This window comes from Solwaraspora sp. WMMA2056, assembly GCF_030345095.1.
GTDB lineage: Bacteria > Actinomycetota > Actinomycetes > Mycobacteriales > Micromonosporaceae > Micromonospora_E.
In genome coordinates, this window is the sequence record NZ_CP128360.1 from 4920168 (window position 1) to 4940247 (window position 20080).

At 70.8% G+C, this 20080-nt stretch carries 13 protein-coding genes, 2 rRNA genes and 1 pseudogene; 1 reads left to right on the forward strand and 15 read right to left on the reverse strand.

Going from position 1 to position 20080, the window contains the following annotated elements:
* Positions 1 to 77 precede the first annotated feature (77 nt).
* The 11 genes and pseudogenes from O7608_RS22185 to O7608_RS22235 all read right to left on the reverse strand — a co-directional run.
* Positions 78 to 2252 (reverse strand): annotated as a pseudogene (locus tag O7608_RS22185) (hypothetical protein); the annotation flags it as partial.
* Entirely contained in the window at positions 2252 to 3448 is a 1197-nt protein-coding gene (locus O7608_RS22190) for a glycosyltransferase family 4 protein (RefSeq protein ID WP_289206440.1), read from the reverse strand. The gene O7608_RS22190 and the pseudogene O7608_RS22185, both read right to left, overlap by 1 nt.
* Positions 3445 to 5085 (reverse strand): murein biosynthesis integral membrane protein MurJ, encoded by a 1641-nt coding sequence (gene murJ / locus O7608_RS22195; RefSeq protein ID WP_289206441.1) that lies wholly within the window; start codon positions 5083 to 5085, stop codon positions 3445 to 3447. Before murJ ends, O7608_RS22190 begins: the two co-directional genes overlap by 4 nt.
* A 12-nt stretch (positions 5086 to 5097) precedes the next feature.
* Entirely contained in the window at positions 5098 to 5955 is an 858-nt protein-coding gene (locus O7608_RS22200) for a hypothetical protein (protein WP_353850456.1), read from the reverse strand.
* 19 nt (positions 5956 to 5974) lie between these two features.
* Positions 5975 to 6910: a copper transporter gene (locus O7608_RS22205; RefSeq protein ID WP_282227620.1), complete on the reverse strand. Its 936-nt coding sequence runs from the start codon at positions 6908 to 6910 to the stop codon at positions 5975 to 5977.
* A 93-nt stretch (positions 6911 to 7003) separates the two neighbouring features.
* Positions 7004 to 8182, reverse strand: coding sequence for a putative cytokinetic ring protein SteA (gene steA / locus O7608_RS22210; protein ID WP_289206442.1), 1179 nt, complete (start codon positions 8180 to 8182; stop codon positions 7004 to 7006).
* Between the two features lie 208 nt (positions 8183 to 8390).
* Positions 8391 to 10148, reverse strand: coding sequence for a DNA repair protein RecN (gene recN, locus O7608_RS22215; RefSeq protein ID WP_289210986.1), 1758 nt, complete (start codon positions 10146 to 10148; stop codon positions 8391 to 8393).
* Positions 10149 to 10197: 49 nt separating this feature from the next.
* On the reverse strand, positions 10198 to 11127 hold the full coding sequence (locus O7608_RS22220) for an NAD kinase (RefSeq protein WP_502959138.1): 930 nt from the start codon (positions 11125 to 11127) through the stop codon (positions 10198 to 10200).
* Complete coding sequence (locus O7608_RS22225) at positions 11124 to 11942, reverse strand: TlyA family RNA methyltransferase (RefSeq protein ID WP_289206443.1); 819 nt, start codon at positions 11940 to 11942, stop codon at positions 11124 to 11126. The genes O7608_RS22220 and O7608_RS22225 overlap by 4 nt, the downstream gene beginning before the upstream one ends.
* A 24-nt stretch (positions 11943 to 11966) precedes the next feature.
* Complete coding sequence (locus O7608_RS22230; protein ID WP_289206444.1) at positions 11967 to 12224, reverse strand: hypothetical protein; 258 nt, start codon at positions 12222 to 12224, stop codon at positions 11967 to 11969.
* Positions 12221 to 12757, reverse strand: coding sequence for a phasin family protein (locus O7608_RS22235; RefSeq protein WP_289206445.1), 537 nt, complete (start codon positions 12755 to 12757; stop codon positions 12221 to 12223). Before O7608_RS22235 ends, O7608_RS22230 begins: the two co-directional genes overlap by 4 nt.
* Positions 12758 to 12904: 147 nt before the next feature.
* On the opposite strand from O7608_RS22235, the gene O7608_RS22240 reads away from it, so the two are divergent.
* The gene (locus tag O7608_RS22240; protein WP_289206446.1) at positions 12905 to 13243 is read left to right on the forward strand and encodes an SCP2 sterol-binding domain-containing protein; all 339 of its coding nucleotides are present in this window, start codon (positions 12905 to 12907) and stop codon (positions 13241 to 13243) included.
* Between the two features lie 40 nt (positions 13244 to 13283).
* Here O7608_RS22240 and O7608_RS22245 read toward each other — a convergent pair whose 3' ends face one another.
* The 4 genes from O7608_RS22245 to O7608_RS22260 form a co-directional block, all read right to left on the reverse strand.
* Positions 13284 to 14369, reverse strand: coding sequence for an HAD-IIA family hydrolase (locus tag O7608_RS22245; protein ID WP_289206447.1), 1086 nt, complete (start codon positions 14367 to 14369; stop codon positions 13284 to 13286).
* Positions 14366 to 15193 carry a tetratricopeptide repeat protein gene (locus tag O7608_RS22250; protein ID WP_289210988.1) on the reverse strand — a complete coding sequence of 276 codons (828 nt, stop codon included), beginning with the start codon at positions 15191 to 15193 and terminating at the stop codon, positions 14366 to 14368. The genes O7608_RS22245 and O7608_RS22250 overlap by 4 nt, the downstream gene beginning before the upstream one ends.
* A 1464-nt stretch (positions 15194 to 16657) precedes the next feature.
* Positions 16658 to 16774: ribosomal RNA gene (gene rrf / locus O7608_RS22255) — 5S ribosomal RNA — on the reverse strand.
* Between the two features lie 75 nt (positions 16775 to 16849).
* A 23S ribosomal RNA gene (locus O7608_RS22260) occupies positions 16850 to 19956 on the reverse strand.
* Positions 19957 to 20080: the final 124 nt, after the last annotated feature.

Sequence of the window (20080 nt, forward strand, 5' to 3'; positions counted from 1 at the left end):
AGCTGCTGGCGCGATCCACGGGACTCCACGGTAACACCTACCGAACCAGCGGATTCGTCGACCTCGGTGGCCACCGGCGGCGGGTCCGACCCGGGACCGTCCGACCCGGGACCGTCGGAACCGGAGCCCTGCGGGTCGGGGCCGATCGTCGGTCGGGTCCGGTCCGCCGAATGGCCCAGCACCCGCAGCGCCAGCAGAGTCGCCATCGGTACGGTGACCGCCGCCGCCGCGCCGGCGACGTCGAGCGCGGCACCGGCCAGCCCACCGCCGATCACCGACGACACGGCGATGCCCGCCATCGCCGCGCGCACCGCCGGATAGATACCGAACAGCCGCTTGAGCCCACCCCAGGACTGCAGCAGGCCGAACCAGACCAACGCCGCGCTGACCAGGGCCAGGATCGTCAACGGGCTACCCAGCAGGGTCGACATGTTCGCTGACGAGGAACGGTGCAGCGTCAACCCGCCGGTGCCGTCGGCGAGCGCCGTCAGGAACCGGCCCAGGCTGCCCCGTTCGGTCTCCGGTCGCTGCAGGTCGAGCAGCGCGAACCCGGCGGTCACCACCAGGCCGGCGATCGTCGCCCAGGCCACCCTGGGCAGGCTGAGCCAACCGCCGGTGCTGATCGCCGCCGCGATGCTCACCCCGGCGGTCAACGCGATCGCCCCGACCGGGTCGGCACCCAGGTACGGGCTGCCCACCAGGACGACCGCCGCACCGCCGATCGCCACCACCACCGTGACCCGCCAGGTACGGCGGACCCGCTGGGCCAGGCAGCCGGCGGCCAGCAACGTCCCGGCGATCAGCACACCCAGACCGATGGTGCCCAGCCCGGCGTAGCGCCCTCCTTCCGTCGCCGAGTACCCGGTGACGCCGTTGAGCTGCAGCCGGGAACCGGTCAGCACGTCGGCGGCCACCACCGCCGCCGCGATCGTCGCGACCGCAGCCATCGGCCCGAGCGTGCGGCGGTACGGACCGCTGATCCGTACCGCCGCCGTGGCGGTGGCGACCGCCACCAGCGTGATCCCGACCAGCAGCAGCCCCGGATGAGCGCTGCGCCACCAGGGCACCACGTCGGCCAGCAACGCCGCAGGGATCGCCAATGCGGCGGCGATCAGCAGCACCTCCAGCACCGCGCCCGCCCGACGGACCACCGGATCCGGCCCGGGTCGGCCGGCGGTGCGCCGGACCCGCCGCAGCAGCGGCACCACGGCGACTGCGAGCAGGCTCTGGAAGCCGGCGAGCAGCCCGAAGAACCAGTTCGACGCCTGCCGTTGGGCGCGCGCCGCACGGTCGGCGTCGGCCGGGGCCGCGATGGCCGTCGCCAGGTCGGCTGGCCTGCCCGGCACCGCGTTCGCCGGTTGGCCGATGAACAGCCCGTCGGGCTGCTCCCGGCCGAGCACCTGCAACGCGGTCGGCGCGAGGTCCACCAGCTGCAGGTACCCGTCGCGGCCGGTGGTCGGTGAGGTGATCCAGCCGTCCTGCCAGCCCGGTCCGTCGGCGGCCACGACGTGCAGCCGGTCGCTGGTGCCGGTGTCGGCGAGCCCGGCCACCAGCACCAGCGACCGGGCCGGCCGGGCCGCCAGCACCCGGGTCAGTTGCGCGTCTGCCTGGCGGGCCGACGCGGCCCGCTCGGCTGGGTCGGTGCCGGCGACCACCCCGGCGTCGACGATCGACAGTACGCATGAGGCGAGCAGGTCCCGCGAATCCTCGGGAAGTTCGGGCTCGTACCGGTCGACCCGGCCGAAGGGCCGCGCGGCGGCCAGCGCGGCACCCGGGCCCACCGCCACCGTGCAGCGCACCGACTCGGCCAGCGCGCCGGGTACCGCCCCCCAGGCCAGCCGTTCCTGGTTGAGCCGCACCGTCGCTGCCTGGGACGGCAGGTAACCACCAATCCCGTCGGGCTGTTCCACGGTCACCGGCTGCTCGACGCAGTCGCCGGCCGGATCGACCCCGCTGCCCTCGGCGGCGGCGTAGGTGCCGGCACCGAGGGTCACCCAGCCGTCGGCCGGGCAGGTCGGACGCTGGGCGCTGCGCACCGACAACGAGGCGATCGAGCCGCCCTCGGCGAGCCGCCACAGCGCCGGGGTGGTGGCCTGGTCGACGTCGTCCCAGCGCAGCCCGGGCACCCCGACGACGATCACGTAGTCGGCGGTGCGTCCGGACGTACCGACTGCGGGCCGGTCGGCCAGTGCCGCCGCCGCGACGGCGAGCAACACCGACATCAGCAGGAGCGGCACGAGCCGGTGACGCATCAGCCGGACCCCTCGCCCACCTGGTCGGCCCGTGCGCCACGGTCGGTACGGCTACTCGAGGTGGCCCGCCCTCCGGCGGGGCCGCACTCGCCGGCCAGTTCCCGGTAGACGGCCCGGACGCCGTCGACGGTGTCGGCCTCCGTCGGCCACGACCGGGCGCGCAGCGGCCCCCGGCCGGCCAGGTCCGCCCGCCGCTGATGGTCACGCAGCAGGTCCCGCACCGCCGTGTCGAGCGCGTCGACGTCGTCGGGTGCGACGAGCACCGCGGCGTCGCCGACGAGTTCGGGCACCCCACCGACCCCGGTGGCCACCAGTGGTACGCCGGCGCGCAGCGCCTCCTGAGCGAACAGTTGCCGGGCCTCCCAGTCGCTGCACACGACCGCCAGGTCGGCGCCGAGCAGCAGGTCGGCCACGTCGGTACGGTGCCCGAGCAGAGTGACCGGGGCCCGGACCGCCGAGATCTGCGCGGCCAGCGCCAGGTAACTCGGGCCGGAACCGGCGATCACCACCTGCGCCGGCGGATCCAGCTCCCGCCAGCGGGCTGCGGCGTCGACGAGCAGGTCGTAGCGTTTCTGCGGATGCAGTCGCCCCACCGAGAGCACCAGTGGCTGCCGGGGACCGACACCGAACTCGGCCCGTACGGCGGCGCGGCTGCGCGTCGGTGGTGGCATCTCGGGGGCGGCGACCGGGGCCAGCCGGGCGTCCGGTGCCCCCAGCCGCGTCGCCTGCGCCACCAGGTCCGGCGACGCGCCGAGGGTGACCCGGGCGGACCGGGCCACCCGGCGCTGCGCCCACCGCGACAGTCGACCGCGAAGCCCTCCGGCCATGACGGTGTTGTGCCAGGTGACGACGACCGGTACGGACGGGCGGGCCAGTACGGCCACCAGGCCGGCCCGCAGCCCGTGCGCGTGCACCACGTCGACCGGGTTCGCGGCGAGGACCCGTCGCAGGGTCCGGACCGCCGACGCGTCCGCCAGGGTCGGGCTGGCCGGGATCTCCACCGGGACGAAGGTCGCGCCGGTGGCGGTGAAGCCGAACTGTTCCTCGGTGGCCTGCGGGCCGCACACGACCACGCGGGCACCGCCGCCGACCAGTCCGGCGGTCAGCGACGTCAGGTGCTGTCCGACACCGCCGGTGCTCGAGCCGAGCAGCAGTAGCACCGTGCCGGCCCAGTCGGTCCGCGTCACGTCGCTCACGGTGACTCCGTCCCCTTCCCGCCCGGCCGGGCGCGGGCCGCGACCCGCCGGAGCGCCCTGGCGATCGTCGGGCGCAGATCGTGGCGATCCAGTGGCAGGCAGACCGCGAGGAAGACCACCACCGCGGTCGCTCCCGACAGCATGCCCTGCCAGACCGCACCGGCTGTCGTCGGGGGGGCCGTACCCGGCCCGGTCCCGACCGCGACGAGGCCGCCGGCGACCGCCGCCGCCGCCCCGGCGCCGAGGCCGATCGCGGTGGCCCGGCCGAGGCCGGCGAGCACCGGCCTGCCACCGACGCGCCGCAACGCCGCCACCAGCAGCACCCCCATCACTGACAGGCCGACGGCGTTGGCCATCGCCAACGCCAGCACCCGGTCGGTGTCGGGCAGGGTCGTGGCCAGCAGCACCGCGCTGAGGATCACCGCGCTCCAACCGGCGGCGACCGCGCCGGCGGCGGCGGCGGGTCGGCCGGCGGCGTACAGCGCCCGGGACCCGATGGCGAACAGTCCGTAGCCGATCAGCCCCGGCGCGAACCCGGCGATCCCCGCCGCCAGCGCGCCGGCCTGCTCCGGCGGGACGAGAAACGCCGCAGCCGGTACCCGGACGGCGACCAGCGCGGCGGCGCCGAAGCTGGCCAGGAGTACCACGAGGCGGGCCGCCGGCGCGAGGGCGGCGCGGTAGCCGTCGTGGTCACCGCTGCCGTGGGCGGCGACCATTGTCGGGTAGGCGGCGGTCGCCAACGGCACCGCCAGCACCGACCAGGGCAGCAGGAACACGGTCTGGGCCAGGGCGAACAGCACGACGGCACCGTCCGGCGCCCCCCAGTTCAGGCAGAGCCAGACCGCGGTGAGCAGGGCGACCTGCTGGGTGCCGACGGTGACCGCACCAGCCGTCGCCAACCCGCCGACGGCGGTGCGGGCCGCGCCCACGAAGCGCACCGCCGGCCGTAACCGCAGCCGCAGCCGGCGCAGTGGAATCATCAGGCTCAACGACAGAACCGCCACCCCGGCGGTGGTACCGACCGCGAGCAGGGTCTGTCCGGCGGCGCCGACCTGTGGCAGGTCGGCCAGTCGGCCCTCGGCGGCCACGAACGTCAGGTAGGTGCCGATCACGACGACGCTGGACAGCAAGGGTGCGAGGACCGGCCAGGCGAACCGGTGGTGGGCCTGCAGCACCCCGATGAGGACCACCGCGATGCCGTAGAGCGGCAGTTGCGGTGCGAACAGGCGCAGCATCAGCACCCCGGCGTCGATCTGGTCCGCGCCGCCGTCGTCGGCGAGCAGCCGGATGATCGGCCCGGCGGCCACCGCGAGCAGCACCGCCAACGGGACCAACAGGCTCAACGTCCAGGTGAGCAGGGCCGATGTGGTGGCCGAGACAGTGGCGCGGTCGTCGGCGGCGACCGCGCCGGCCAGCAGGGGCACCACCAGGCTCGCCAACGCGCCGCCGACGACGATCTCGAACACGATGTTCGGGATGGTGTTCGCCGCGTGGTAGATGTCGCCCAGCGTGGTCGGGCCGACCGACCAGGCGAAGACCGCGGTCCGCCCGAACCCGACCAGCCGGCTGGCCACCGTGAGCACCGCGATCACCGTGGCCGCACCGGCGACCCGGGTGGCGACCGCCCGACTGGTCATCGCCGGCGCCGGTCAGGGGGTCCGGCGACCCAGCGCGTCCAGCTCCCGGAGCCCGGGGGTGCGCTGGATGACCTGAGTGAAACTGACCCGCTCACTCGCCGCGGTCAGGGCGGCGATGACACCCAGTGCGGCGGCCCGACCGACCGGACCGCTGCGCTGGGCGAGGGCCACCCCGAGCAGGGCGCCGAGGGAGTTGGCACCGCAGTCGCCGAGCATCACCCGCTCGTCGAGGTCGTCGGGCAGCAGACCGAGGACCGCGCCGGCGGTGCCGGCGGCGGTCCCGGCCGACGGACCGGTCAGCAGCGGTCCGGCCACGAGCAGCCCGGCCTTCGCGGCCCGACCCGGCCGCAGGTCGAGCAGGTTGACCAGGTTGGCCATGCCGGCGATGACCCCGGCACCGAGCAGCAGGTCGGCACCGCGGACCGCCGGATGGCGGGTGGGTCGACGCCGGTCGGCGGAGAGCAGCGCAGCGGCGGCGACCCCGGTCGCCCCGACCCCGACGATCTTGACCAACCCGCTGGTCACCTGTCCGCGCCGCAGCGCCGCCAGGTGACCGGCGAACCCCTTGGCCGCCCGCTGGTCCGGGCGGGCGCCGACGATGTCGTCGTAGAGACCGACGGCACCAGCGCCGGCACCGGCGACCAGACTGGCGGCGGCGCCCGCCGGATGCCCGGCGCCCAGGGCGGCGGCCAGCGACGCGCCGACGGCCAACGCCGGACCGCCGGCCAGGCTCACGGTACGGCCACGGAAGTTGGTGCGGTCCAGGACGCCGCGCGGGGCCACCCGGCGGGTGGTACGCAGCGCCGCCCGGGCGGCGACCACCCCGACGGCGGCGGCCAGCGACAGGCCCAGCGGGCCACGGGTCAACATCAGGGTCTGCTCCGGGGTGCTATTCGGGGCGCTTGGGCATCAGGCTGGTGGCACCGGCGCCAAGCCCGTAGTGCCCGGCCTGCCCGAGGGTGAACTGCTCGGCGGTGGCGAGAGCGGTGACGGCCTGCCCGGCCGTGGTGTTGCCGTTGTCGACGGTGGAGATCGACTGGGTGAGGGTCGGATCGCCGCGTACCGCCGAGATCAGGTTGCCGTCGCTGGACCCGGTGCCGGCCACCACCACCTGGCTGTTGCGGTCGAACTGCACGACCATGGTCACCACGGCGGCGTCCTTCTTGGCCGCCTGTCGGTCGACGTACGGCTGACCGCTGACCACGACGACGGCCTCCGCGGGGCCGGTGACCGGCGTCTCCACCGTGATGTAACCGGCGTCGCCGTACGCGTCGAGCACTGCGGCGAGATCCGCCGGGTCGACCGCCGGCTGCTCGGCGCGGTCCAGCAACGCACTGGCCAGCAGCGCACTGGAGGTTTCGACACCGTCGCTGTTGCCGGGCAGTCCGGTGGTGGGAACTGTGGGTCGGGCCGCAGCGGTGGCGAGTTCGAGCAGGTTGACGCCGTTGTCCGGATCGACGAACTTGTCCTGTACGTCGATCCGACCGGTCACCGTCGCCCCGGCCATGTCCAGCGCCGCGACCACCCCCTCGGCGTGGTCCCGGCCGCTGGGCAGGCAGATGACCAGCAGTCGCCGGCCGGCCAGCTTGTCGGCCAGCAGGATCGGCGCGGCTTCGGCGACGAAGTCCTCCTCGCGGTCGACCTCCTCGCGCAGGCTGTTGACGGTCTCCCGCAACTGGGTATTGTCTTTACGTAGAGCATTCACGTTGTCGCTCAACGAATCGGCGACCGGGCCGTTCAACGCGGCGGTACCCACGACGAGGCCGATCGCCAGGGCGAGGAAGACCGCTGTGAGCGACACCACGTGGTAACGGAAGTTGATCACTCTTGCCGCCTTCTCCGATCCGTCTGCGCGTGACCGGTTGCTCCGTCCACGCTCTTACCAGGCCTTTCTCCGCTGGCGGAGCCGCCCCGTCCGTCAGAAGAGCTGCCCCACCTGGAAGACGAAATTGTCCCACCACTCGGAAGCCACTCCGAGATAGGCCTGACCGACCGTGGAAACAGCGACGGCCGACGCCATCGCGGCGATTGCGGAGAGCACGAGCAGCAGCAGCGACGATCCGGAGATGCTCTGTCGGTAGAGGCGGCTGACGCCCTTGGCGTCGACCAGTTTACCGCCCACCTTGAGGCGGGTCAGAAACGTGGAGGCCATCCCGCCCCGGCCCTTGTCGAGGAATTCCACCAGGGTGGCGTGCGTACCGACCGCCACGATCAGGGTGGCACCCTTCTCGTCGGCCAGCAGCATCGCCAGGTCCTCGCTGGTCGCGGCCGCAGGGAAGGTCACCGCCTCCACGCCGAGCTCACGAACCCGGTCCATGCCGGGAGCCCGGCCGTCCGGGTAGGCGTGTACGACGACCTCCGCACCGCAGCGCAGCACGTCGTCGGTCACCGAGTCCATGTCACCGATGATCATGTCCGGGGTGTAGCCGGCCTCGACGAGGGCGTCCGCGCCGCCGTCCACCCCGATCAGCACCGGCTTGAACTCACGGATGTACGGCCTCAGCACATCGAGATCGGCCTTGTAGTCGTAGCCACGGACCACGATCAGACAGTGCCGGCGAGCGATGCGGGTCTCGATCTCCGGCACGCCGACACCGTCGAGAAGCAGATCCCGCTCCTGTTTGAGGTACTCCATCGTGTTGGCGGCGAACGCCTCCAACTGGACCGACAGGCCCTCCCTGGCATCGCTCATCGACCGGGCCACCGAGTCGGCGTCCTGCCGCACCCCGGAGGCCACCTGCGCGTCACCGACCAGGACCGTGGCACCGTCGATCCGGACCGTGTCGCCGTCACGGACCTTGTCGAACACGTCCTCGCCGAGATCGTCCACCAGCGGGATCCCCGCCTGGATCAGCACCTCCGGGCCGAGATTGGGGTACCGACCGGACACCGACGGCTTGGCGTTGAGCACCGCGGCCACCCCGACCGCGACCAACGAGTCTGCGGCGACCCGGTCCAGATCGACGTGGTCGATGACCGCGATGTCGCCCGGACGCAGCCGCCCGACCAGCCGTTTCGTCCGGCGGTCGAGCCGCGCGGTGCCGGAGATCGTCCCGGGCTCGGCGGTCCGGGCCCGGCGCAAGGTGGGTAGACGCATCCTTACCATCCTGGCATGGGGGGCAGCGGAATCCGGCGCGACATGCCCGCCGCGTCACGGCCGGCAGGAGCGGCCAGCCGCCCGGTCCGGCACGCCCCTGTTCTAGCGAACCACATCGCCGCCCGTCTGTCGGCACCGCAGCGCACACCGGGACGGCCCCGACCGTCGACACCCTGCTCACCGCACCGACGCACCGACCGGTCAGGGGTCAGCCGCGCCGCTCCCGCGCGGCAACCGCGAGCAACTCCTCCGCGTGCGCGATACCCAGGTCCGAGTCCGGCAAACCGGCAAGCATCCGGGCCAGCTCCCGGGCCCGGTCGGTGTCCTCGACCACCCGGACGCCGCTGGTGGTGACCGCTCCCCCAGTGTCCTTCGCGACCACCAGATGCCGGTCCGCGAACGCCGCCACCTGCGGCAGGTGCGTCACCACCAGCACCTGATGGCTACGGGCCAGCCGGGCGAGGCGTCGACCGATCTCCACCGCCGCCTGACCGCCGACTCCGGCGTCGACCTCGTCGAAGACGAGCGTCGGTGGCCCGCCGGCACCGGCGAACACCACCTCGATCGCCAGCATCACCCGGGACAGCTCACCCCCGCTCGCCCCCCGCTGCAGCGGCAACGCCGGAGCGCCCGGATGCGCCAACAACCGCAACTCCACCTCGTCGGCACCGTCCGGTCCGACACCGGCCTCGACGCCGTCGACGGTCAACGCCGGTTCACCCCGGCCCGGCGGGCGGGCCAGGACCACCACCTCGACCCGGGCGTGCGGCATCGCCAACCCGGCCAGCTCCACGCTGACCTGCTCGGCGAAGCGCACCGCCGCCGACCGGCGGGCGGCCGACACCCGGCTGGCCAGCTCCGCCACCTCCTCGGCGAGCCGGGCCCGCTCCCGGTCGAGTTCGTCGAGCAGCTCGTCGGAGGTGTCCAGGTCAGCCAGCCGCTCCCGGGCCCGCTGCGCCCAGGCGATCACCCCGTCGACGTCGTCGGCGTACTTGCGGGTCAGCCCACGCAACGCCATCCGCCGCTCGTAGACCGCCTGCAGCCGTTGCGGGTCGGCGTCGAGCGCCGTCAGGTAGCCGGACAGCTCCGCAGCGACGTCACCGACCAGGGTCGCCGCCTCGGTCACCCGGGCCGCGAGGTCGCCGAGGATCCGGTCCACCCCCGCCTGGGCCTCCAACGCCCGACGGGCCGCCCCGAGCAGACCGGTGGCGTCGGGCGTGTCGTCGGCCGTGTCGCCCCCACCGGCGAGCGCCAGCACCGCCACCTGCGCGGCGGCCCGCAGCCCTTCGGCGTGCTCCAGTCGCTGCGCCTCGGCCTTGAGCTCGGCCTCCTCGCCCGGCTGCGGATCGACCCGGGTGATCTCGTCCAGACCCAGGCGCAGCAGGTCGGCCTCCTGGTTGCGCTCCCGCGCGTTGCGCCGCCGATCGGCCAGATCGTCGCTGACCTGCCGCCACCGGCCGTGCACCTCGCGCATGGTGTCGAGCAGCTTCTCGTGCTCGGCGCCGGCGAACCGGTCGAGCGCGGCCCGCTGTTCAGCCGGGCGCAGCAGCCGCAGCTGGTCGGACTGCCCGTGTACGGCGACCACCTGGTCGCCGATCTCGCCGAGTACGGAGACCGGCATGCTGCGGCCACCGACGTGGGCACGGGACCGCCCTTCAGCGGTGACCGTCCTGGTCAGCAACAGAACACCGTCGTCGTCGGGTTCCGCCCCGGCGTCGACGATCCGCCCGTGCACGACCGCACCGGTCGCGCCGACCAGCCGCAGCCGGCCCTCCACGATGGCCCGGCCAGGGTCGGCGCGGACCCGCCCGGCGTCGGCCCGGCCGCCGAACAGCAACCCGAGACCGGTCACCACCATGGTCTTACCGGCACCCGTCTCGCCGGTTATCACGTTCATGCCACGGGTCAGCGGCAGCGTGGTGTCCTCGATGACGCCCAGCCCGGTGATGCGCAGCTCTTCCAGCACAGCCACCGACAGTAGTAGCGGGAGCCGACGTTGACCACCCGGGGCCCGCTCAGCGACGGTTTCCCCGCCAGCCGTTCACCGGCAGGTCGAACTTGGCGACCAGCCGGTCACTGAACGGCCGAGGGTGCAGCCGGACCACCCGTACCGGCAGGTCGCCCCGGCGGACCGTCACCCGCGCTCCGGGCGGCAGGTCGTAGACCCGCCGCCCGTCGCAGCACAGCACCGCGAACGTGGTGTACGGATCCACGGTGATCACGAACGTCGAGCTCGGCGCGGTCACCAGCGGGCGACTGAACAGGGCGTGCGCACTGATCGGCACCAACAGCAGGGCCTCGACCTCCGGCCACACGACCGGCCCGCCCGCAGAGAACGCGTACGCCGTGGAGCCGGTCGGGGTGGCACACACCACACCGTCAGCGCCATAGCGCGACAGCGGCCGACCGTCCACGTCGACCATCAACTCCAGCATCTGGGCGCGCTGCCCCTTTTCGACGCTGATCTCGTTGAGCGCCCACGAGTCGATGACCACCCCGTGCTCCAGCTCGGCCCGCACGTCCAGGGTCAACCGCTCATCCACCGTGTACTCGCGGGCGACGACCTGCCGTACCGCCCGGTCGAGGTCACCGATCTCGGCCTCGGCGAGGAAGCCCACCTTGCCGAGATTGATGCCGAGCAGCGGGGCCTTCGCCGGACGGGCCAGCTCGGCGGCCCGCAGGAAGGTGCCGTCGCCGCCGAGCGCAAAGACGATCTCCACTCCGACGGCGGCGTCCGGCCCGTCGACCGGTGACACACCCGGCAGGTCCAGGTCGTCGGCCTCCTCGGCGATCACCCGGACCCCGAACCCGGCCTCGATCAGGTCGGCGGCGACGGTACGGGCGTGGTCGGTACTGCGCTGGCGCCCCGTATGGGTCACCAGCAGCGCCGACCGGACGCTCGACGGTGCCACCTGGGCACCGCCGGTCGGAACTGTCGCGTTCACCGCGTTCCACCTTCCTCCGTCGCCGGACCGGCGTCGACGATAGCCCGGATCTGCCGTGCGTCGGCGGGCGGTGCGCCGACGCGGAACCAGACGAAGAACTCGACGTTGCCCCGGGGGCCGGGCAACGGGCTGGCCACGACCGCCGCCACACCGAGGCCGAGCGACTCGCCCGCCAGGGCAACGTCGTGCACCGCCTCGGCGCGCAGCGCTGGATCACGGACCACCCCGCCGCTGCCGACCCGGTCGCGGCCCACCTCGAACTGTGGTTTGACCATGAGCAGCAGATCGCCGTCGGGTGCCGTGCACGCCCACAGCGCCGGCAACACCAGACGCAGGGAGATGAACGACAGGTCCGCGACCGTCAGGTCGACCGCACCGCCGATCTGGTCGGTGGTGAGGTTGCGGACGTTGGTCCGTTCGTGCACCCATACCCGCTCGTCGCCGCGCAGCGACCAGGCCAGCTGGCCGTAACCGACATCGACCGCGACGACCTCGGCCGCCCCGCGCCGCAGCAGTACGTCGGTGAACCCTCCGGTGGAGGCACCGGCGTCGAGACACCGCCGGCCCACGACCGGTACGCCGGTGCCGTCCAACGCACCGATGAGCTTGTGGGCGCCACGCGAGACGTACCCCTGGGCCGGGTCGTCGCCGCGGACCCGGACCGCGTCGGCGGGGTCGACCATCGCGGCCGCCTTTGCGGCGGCGACACCGCGGACCTCGACCCTGCCGGCGGTGATCAACTCTGCAGCCTGTTCCCGGGACCGGGCCAGACCCCGACGGACCAGTTCGACGTCGAGACGGTTACGGCGTGCCATGGATCTCCGGCGTCGTGTCCATGCTCAGCCCTGGTCGATCGTGGCGAGCGTCTCCTGCAGGGTGCCGTGTGCCGCCTCGTACTGCGCGATCTGGTCGGCGGGCGGCAGCCCGGCGGCGTTGCGGATCGCCTGGACCGCCGCGTCCACCGCCGGGTGACCGGTCTGCTGTGCCGCCGGGTCGCCGGGAACCGGGTCGGTCGTGGTCGCGTCCGGGCCCGCCACCGCAGCGGTTGCCCGGTCGCCGGGCGGCGGCATCGGACGAAACGGCCCTGTGCTGGTCACTGCCCACCCACCGGGCCGACACCGGGTTCCTGCACGACAGCCTTCTTCGCCACCGCCTTCTTCGCGACGGCCTTCTTCGCGACGGCCTTCTTCGCGACGGCCTTCTTCGCGACGGCCTTCTTCGCCACCGCCTTGCCTGCCGCCGGAGCGGGTGACGCGGCGGCGCCCGGCTCCGCAGCCGGCAAGGACGCCTCAGCGGTCGCCGCGGCGGCGGTCGCGGCGGCGGTACGCGCCCGTGCCTGTTCCATGTCGCCCTCCAGCCGGCGGATCCGCTCCCGAAGGGCGGCCACCTCGTCGGCCTTGGCCAGCCCGACCGCGTCCAGCGCCCGGTCGACCTCGAGGCGGACCAGACGGGTCAACGACTCCCGATTGGCGGTCCCGGCCGTGAACAGGTCCTCGGCCATCGCCTGCAGCTGCGCGGCCGTGGCCCCGCCCTTGCCCACCAGCGACCGCGCGGTCTGCTCCGCCTTCTTCCGAGACGCCTCGGTCAGCCCGAGGGCCACTTCAAGGTACGCTCGCCAGGCGTCACGCATGTCCCACTCCTTCACCGCGAAGAATGTTCGATCGCCACGCTACCGGGACACGCCGGCACAGTGCGGTACGGTGCCAGTACCAGCGCCCGGCGTGCCGCCCACGCACGGTCGCGGGACGATCCACGACCCACCTGACCGGGAGGTGCGATGGCCAGCGTCGACGAGTGCCGCCAGGCGCTGCACGAGCTCGCCGCCAGGCTCGCGGACAACGCCGACGAAGTCCGCGACCGGGTCAACCTGGACCGCACCCTGGCCTGCCGAATCACCGACCTCGACGCCGCGTTCCACGCACGGCTGGCCGACGGGCGGCTCGTCGACATCGCCGACGGCGACGACCCCAGGGCGAAGATCGCCCTGAACATCGGCAGTGACGATCTGCTTGCCCTCGTCCGGGGCGATCTGGACGCCGGCCGTGCCCTTGCCAGTCGTCGGCTGTCGGTCAGCGCCAGCCCGTTCGACCTGCTCAAGCTACGCAAGCTGCTCTGAAAGGCCGGCGGCTACCGGCCACAGTGGCGCACCCGGCCGCTCACCCCAGGCCGAGTTCCCGCAACGCGGAACCGGCCGCGTCCGATCCGGCCCGGATCGGCCCCGGCGGCCCTCCGTCGCGCCACACCGCCCGGCACAACAGCCGAAGCGCCGCCACCGCACCGTCGAATCCATCGGCGGGCCCGTCGGCGGATCCGTCGAGGATCAGACCGACGCCGTCAGCATCGCCGCGTACCCGCCATCCCGCCTCGGCTGTCGGGTCGTCCGAACCAACACCGTCGCCAGCGATCGGCCGCGCCGCCGCCGGGTCGAACAAGCCGCGCAGGTCAGCCGAGACGTACGTGGGGCGGCGGGCCGGTGGCGCACCGAGCAGTTCCTGGGCATCGCTGATCCCGGTCAGCACCAGGAGGCTGGCCATTCCGGCCCGGTTCGCCCCTTCGATGTCGGTGTCCAACCGGTCACCCACCACCAGTGGACGCTGCGCACCGACGCGCCGCGCCGCAGCGAGGAAAAGTCCCGGCTCCGGTTTGCCGACGACCTGGTCAGGGTCCCGGTCCAGCGCGGTGCGCAGCGCCGCGACCAGCGACCCGTTGCCGGGCAGCGGGCCACGGCCGCTGGGCAGCGTACGGTCGGTGTTGGTGGCGACCCAGTCGGCACCGCCCCGGATCGCCACCGACGCTTCGGCCAGGTCGGCCCAGCCGACCTCGGGACCGTATCCCTGGACCACCACCGTCGGCTGGTCGTCGGCCGCCGCCGCCAGCACCAGCCCGGCGGCGAGTATCTCCTGACGCAGCGCGTCGGCACCCACCACCAGTGCCTTCGTGCCCGGCCCGTAGCGCTGCGCGAGCACCGAGGCGGTCGCGCCGGCCGAGGTGAGCACCTGCGTCTCGGTCGCCGGCACACCCATCCCGGACAGCAGCCCGGCAACATCGGCTGGGCGCCGGGAGGCGTTGTTCGTGGCGTACGCCACCGGCAATCCCATACCGCGCAGGCGGTCCACGGCATCCACCGCGCCCGGGATCGGCCGGTCGATCAGGTAGATCACGCCATCCAGGTCGAAGATGACCAGGTCACAGTCAGCGGACAGGCCTGACTGGTGCCCGGCGACGGTACCGGCCCCCGTCACCGCGTCGTGTCCTCGGCCGACGGCCCGGCCTCCGACGACTCAGCCTCGGGCGAAGGCTGAGCCTCCAACGACGGCTCGGCCTCCGACGACGGCTCAGCCCCGGCAGCCGGCTCCGGTCGCTCTGGCTGGTCGGCCCGCTGCTGCGTCCCGGTGTCCGTACCAGGGGCGGCGGCGGCATCGGTGCCGACCGCGTCGTCGTCGGACCCGTCGTCGTCGCCGGTCAGTACCACTCCGTCGAGCTCCAGCAGCCGCTCGGCCGCGTCGGTGGAGCCGTCCACGTCCGCCTCGGTCGCCCGGGCGAACCACTCCCGGGCCTCGTCCTTGCGACCGGCCTGCAGCAGCGCGTCGGCGTAGGCGTACCGCAACCGGCCGGACCACGCCTGGTCCGAATCGGCAGTCAACTCCCGGACCTGCAGCATCGCCACTGCGGCCTCGGACTGGCCCAGATCGCCACGGGCACCGGCGGCGACCATCAGCAACTCGATGGCCGATTCGTGGTCCAACGCCGCACGGTCGGCACCCCGGAAGATGTCAATCGCACGCTCCGGGCGGCCCAGCGCCCGTTCACAGTCTGCAAGCACCGCAAGATGCGTCTGCCGGCCCGACATCCGATGGTACGTACGCAACTCCGCCACGGCGGTCGTCCAGTCGCCGGCGCGGTAGGCGGAAAGTCCCACCGCTTCGCGTACCGCCGCGATCCGGGACGCCAGACGCCGGGCAGCCAGGGCGTGGGCCAGGGCCAGATCAGGGTCCTCGTCGATCGACCGGCCGGCCGCGACAAGGTGCCGGGCGACCGTCTCCGCCACCGGACGGGCAAGGCCCAGCAGCTCGGCCCGCACCTCGCCGTGCAGATCGGTGGCGACGATGTCCTCGGTCAACTCCGGCGCCGCCGCACGCTCGCCGCCCGAGCGCGGCGTGTCGTCATCGAGGGGTCGTGAGCGGGGCGCGGCCGAGGTGTCGGCTCGCGCCGCAGAACGGGGCCGCTGCGTCCGGTCACCGTCGAACCGCCGGCGGTCGCCCGCGCGGTTGTCCCGGTCGCCGCCGGACGGGCGGCGGTCGCCGTAGCTGGGTCGGGCCGCCCGCTCGCCACGGGCGTCAGGACGGCCCTGCTCGCCCTGTCGACCGGCACCGCCACGATCCGACCACCGTTGGCCCTCGGGCCGAGACGGGCGTCCGCTGTCACCATGGCCACCGGTACGTCGGTCGCCACCGCGTCGGTCCTCGTGCCGACGGTCCTCGTGACGCGGCGCGCGGTCGCTGCGGCTGGTGTCGCTGCCGCGCTGGCGGGCTCCGGCCGACGAGGACCAGTTGCCGCCACGCCGGTCACCGGCACCCTCGTCGCGCCGGAACGCAGGTCGGTCGGCGGGCCGGTAGCCACGGGAATCGCCACCGCGCTCGGTCTGCCCCTCTCGCCTGTCGCCCCGAGGCTGGTCACGCCAGTTGCCTGCGCGGGACTCGTCGCGCCGGTCGCCGTCACGGCGAACCGGACGGCGGCTGTCACGGTCGTCGCCCCGGTCCGCCCATGGACGCGAGCCCCGCTGGTCACGGTCGTCGCCCCGGTACGGTGCCCGGCGGTCACCCGACGGTGTCGCCGGACGGTCGGTCCGTGCCCGCCAGGTGCCGTCGCGCGACGGACGGCCGTCAGTGGATCCGGTCGAGCCGGTCGCGCGGCCGTCCCGCGTGCCGCTGCCGTACGTTGGTCTTCCACCGGCGTCGTCCCGACGGTAGGAACCACCGTCACGGCGTGCCGGACGAGGCTGCTGCGAGTACCCACCGGTGCGGTCACGGCCACCGCTGTAGCCGGAACGGTCGCCACCTCTCGCGCGATCGCCGTCACCGACCGTGGGGCGGCTGCCACCGTCCCGATGCTGGTAGCCGCCGTCGCCGCGGCGGCCGCCGGCTGGCGAGTCTCTACGGTCCGAACGGAACCGGTCCGGGCGGGCAGCGTCGCCATGGTCGCGACCCCGGGCGTCGTTGTCGCGCCAGGATCCCTCCCGACGCGCGCCCCGGTCATCGTCACGACGGGGACCTCTGTCGTCGCGCGACGGCCGGCCATCACCGCCTCCGGCACGGCCGCCAGCGCGACCAGCGCCACCGCTACGGCTTCCTCCGGCACGGCCGGCACCACCGGTCCTGCTGCCGCGGTCATCGGCACGGCGAGGTCGGTCGCCATCCTGCCCAGTTGGGTTCACGACTCTATCCTCCCTGATGCCGCCGGACCGACGCACGGCGGGCGCACACAGTTAAGGGCCGCTCCCCGCAGGGAGCGGCCCTTAAACTGTAAAGATGTCCGGCGGTGACCTACTCTCCCACACCCTCACGAGTGCAGTACCATCGGCGCTGGAGAGCTTAGCTACCGGGTTCGGAATGTAACCGGGCGTTTCCCCTCCGCCATAACCGCCGTAACCCTAACAACAAACCAAACACACCCACAGGAATGTTCGTTTGCCCAGAATCACACAGTGGACGCGTACACCTTCGAAGTCAAGTCCTCGGCCTATTAGTACCGGTCAACTGAACCAGTTACCTGGCTTACATCTCCGGCCTATCAACCCAGTCATCTACTGGGAGCCTTACCCCATCAAGTGGGTGGGACACCTCATCTTGAAGCGAGCTTCCCGCTTAGATGCTTTCAGCGGTTATCCCTTCCGAACGTAGCCAACCAGCCGTGCCCCTGGCGGGACAACTGGCACACCAGAGGTTCGTCCGTCCCGGTCCTCTCGTACTAGGGACAGCCCTTCTCAAGTATCCTACGCGCGCGGCGGATAGGGACCGAACTGTCTCACGACGTTCTAAACCCAGCTCGCGTACCGCTTTAATGGGCGAACAGCCCAACCCTTGGGACCTGCTACAGCCCCAGGATGCGACGAGCCGACATCGAGGTGCCAAACCATCCCGTCGATATGGACTCTTGGGGAAGATCAGCCTGTTATCCCCGGGGTACCTTTTATCCGTTGAGCGACACCGCTTCCACACGCAAGTGCCGGATCACTAGTCCCGACTTTCGTCCCTGCTCGACCTGTCAGTCTCACAGTCAAGCTCCCTTGTGCACTTACACTCAACACCTGATTGCCAACCAGGATGAGGGAACCTTTGGGCGCCTCCGTTACTCTTTAGGAGGCAACCGCCCCAGTTAAACTACCCACCAGACACTGTCCCTGAACCGGATCACGGTCCGAAGTTAGAAACCCAAATCAACCAGAGTGGTATTTCAACAATGACTCCACCGATACTGGCGTACCAGCTTCACAGTCTCCCACCTATCCTACACAAGCTAATTCGAGTGCCAATGTCAAGCTATAGTAAAGGTCCCGGGGTCTTTCCGTCCTGCCGCGCGTAACGAGCATCTTTACTCGTACTGCAATTTCGCCGGGCCTGTGGTTGAGACAGTAGGAAAGTCGTTACGCCATTCGTGCAGGTCGGAACTTACCCGACAAGGAATTTCGCTACCTTAGGATGGTTATAGTTACCACCGCCGTTTACTGGCGCTTAAGTTCTCAGCTTCGCCCCGAAGAGCTAACCGGTCCCCTTAACGTTCCAGCACCGGGCAGGCGTCAGTCCATATACATCGAATTACTTCTTCGCATGGACCTGTGTTTTTAGTAAACAGTCGCTTTCCCCTGGTCTCTGCGGCCATACAACGCTCCACCCGCAAGGGGCTTCACGTCTCCGGCCCCCCTTCTCCCTAAGTTACGGGGGCAATTTGCCGAGTTCCTTAACCACAGTTCGCCCGATCGCCTCGGTATTCTCTACCTGACCACCTGTGTCGGTTTGGGGTACGGGCCGCTAGAAGCTCGCTAGAGGCTTTTCTCGGCAGCATAGGATCACTGACTTCACCTGAATCGGCTCGGCATCACGTCTCAGCCTCATGCACCACGGATTTACCTATGGTACGGCCTACACGCTTACCCCGGCACAACCACCGGCCGGGATCAGCTACCTTCCTGCGTCACCCCATCGCTTGACTACTACCCGCCAGGTTCCCGCGCTCCCTCAGATCAGTCCGAAAACCTCACCAAGTTCGGGCAGTTAGCACAACGAGGTTCATCATGGGCGCTCCTTCGCGGGTACGGGAATATCAACCCGTTGTCCATCGACTACGCCTCTCGGCCTCGCCTTAGGTCCCGACTCACCCAGGGCGGATTAGCCTGGCCCTGGAACCCTTGGTCATCCGGCGGAAGGGTTTCTCACCCTTCTTTCGCTACTCATGCCTGCATTCTCACTCGTGCCGCGTCCACAGCTGGGTCACCCCGCTGCTTCACCCCCGGCACGACGCTCCCCTACCCATCCACACACCTGCACCAACCCTCCGAAGAGAATCAGCGAAGTACACGCGTGAATGCCACAGCTTCGGCGGTGTGCTTGAGCCCCGCTACATTGTCGGCGCGGAACCACTTGACCAGTGAGCTATTACGCACTCTTTAAAGGGTGGCTGCTTCTAAGCCAACCTCCTGGTTGTCTAAGCGACCCCACATCCTTTTCCACTTAGCACACGCTTAGGGGCCTTAGCTGGCGATCTGGGCTGTTTCCCTCTCGACTACGAAGCTTATCCCCCGCAGTCTCACTGCCGCGCTCTCACTTACCGGCATTCGGAGTTTAGCTGATTTCGGTAAGCTTGTAGGCCCCCTAGACCATCCAGTGCTCTACCTCCGGCAAGAAACACGCGACGCTGCACCTAAATGCATTTCGGGGAGAACCAGCTATCACGGAGTTTGATTGGCCTTTCACCCCTAACCACAGGTCATCCCCCAACTTTTCAACGTTGGTGGGTTCGGCCCTCCACGCGGTCTTACCCGCGCTTCAGCCTGCCCATGGCTAGATCACTCCGCTTCGGGTCTAGAACATGCGACTCAACGCCCTATTAAGACTCGCTTTCGCTACGGCTACCCCACACGGGTTAACCTCGCCACATGCCACTAACTCGCAGGCTCATTCTTCAAAAGGCACGCCGTCACCCCTAAAGGCTCCGACGGATTGTAGGCGAACGGTTTCAGGTACTATTTCACTCCCCTCCCGGGGTACTTTTCACCATTCCCTCACGGTACTCGTCCGCTATCGGTCACTAGGAAGTATTTAGGCTTACCAGGTGGTCCTGGCAGATTCACGGCAGATTTCAGGGGTCCGCCGCTACTCGGGAACATCCACAGAAGACCAGCCACTTTCACCTACCGGACTATCACCGCCTACGGTTGGCTTTTCCACACCATTCGGCTAGCAACTGGCTTTGTAACTTCTCGACCGGATGTCAGTCCGATCAGCAGAGTCCCACAACCCCGACCACGCAACCCCTGACAGGTATCACACGCAGCCGGTTTAGCCTCATCCGCTTTCGCTCGCCACTACTCACGGAATCACTGTTGTTTTCTCTTCCTGCGGGTACTGAGATGTTTCACTTCCCCGCGTTCCCTCCACACACCCTATGAGTTCAGGTGCAGGTGACACCACATGACTGATGCCAGGTTTCCCCATTCGGACACCCTGGGATCACAGCTTGGTTGACAGCTCCCCCAGGCCTATCGCGGCCTCCCACGTCCTTCATCGGCTCCTAGTGCCAAGGCATCCACCGTTCGCCCTTGACAACTTGACCACAAAGATGCTCGCGTCCACTGTGTAATTCTCAACAAACGACCAACCCACAACCCCAAGCCCCACACCAGCACCACCAACCGGCAGCCGGTATGCGAGACCAGGCCATGCCTGGCACACCAAGA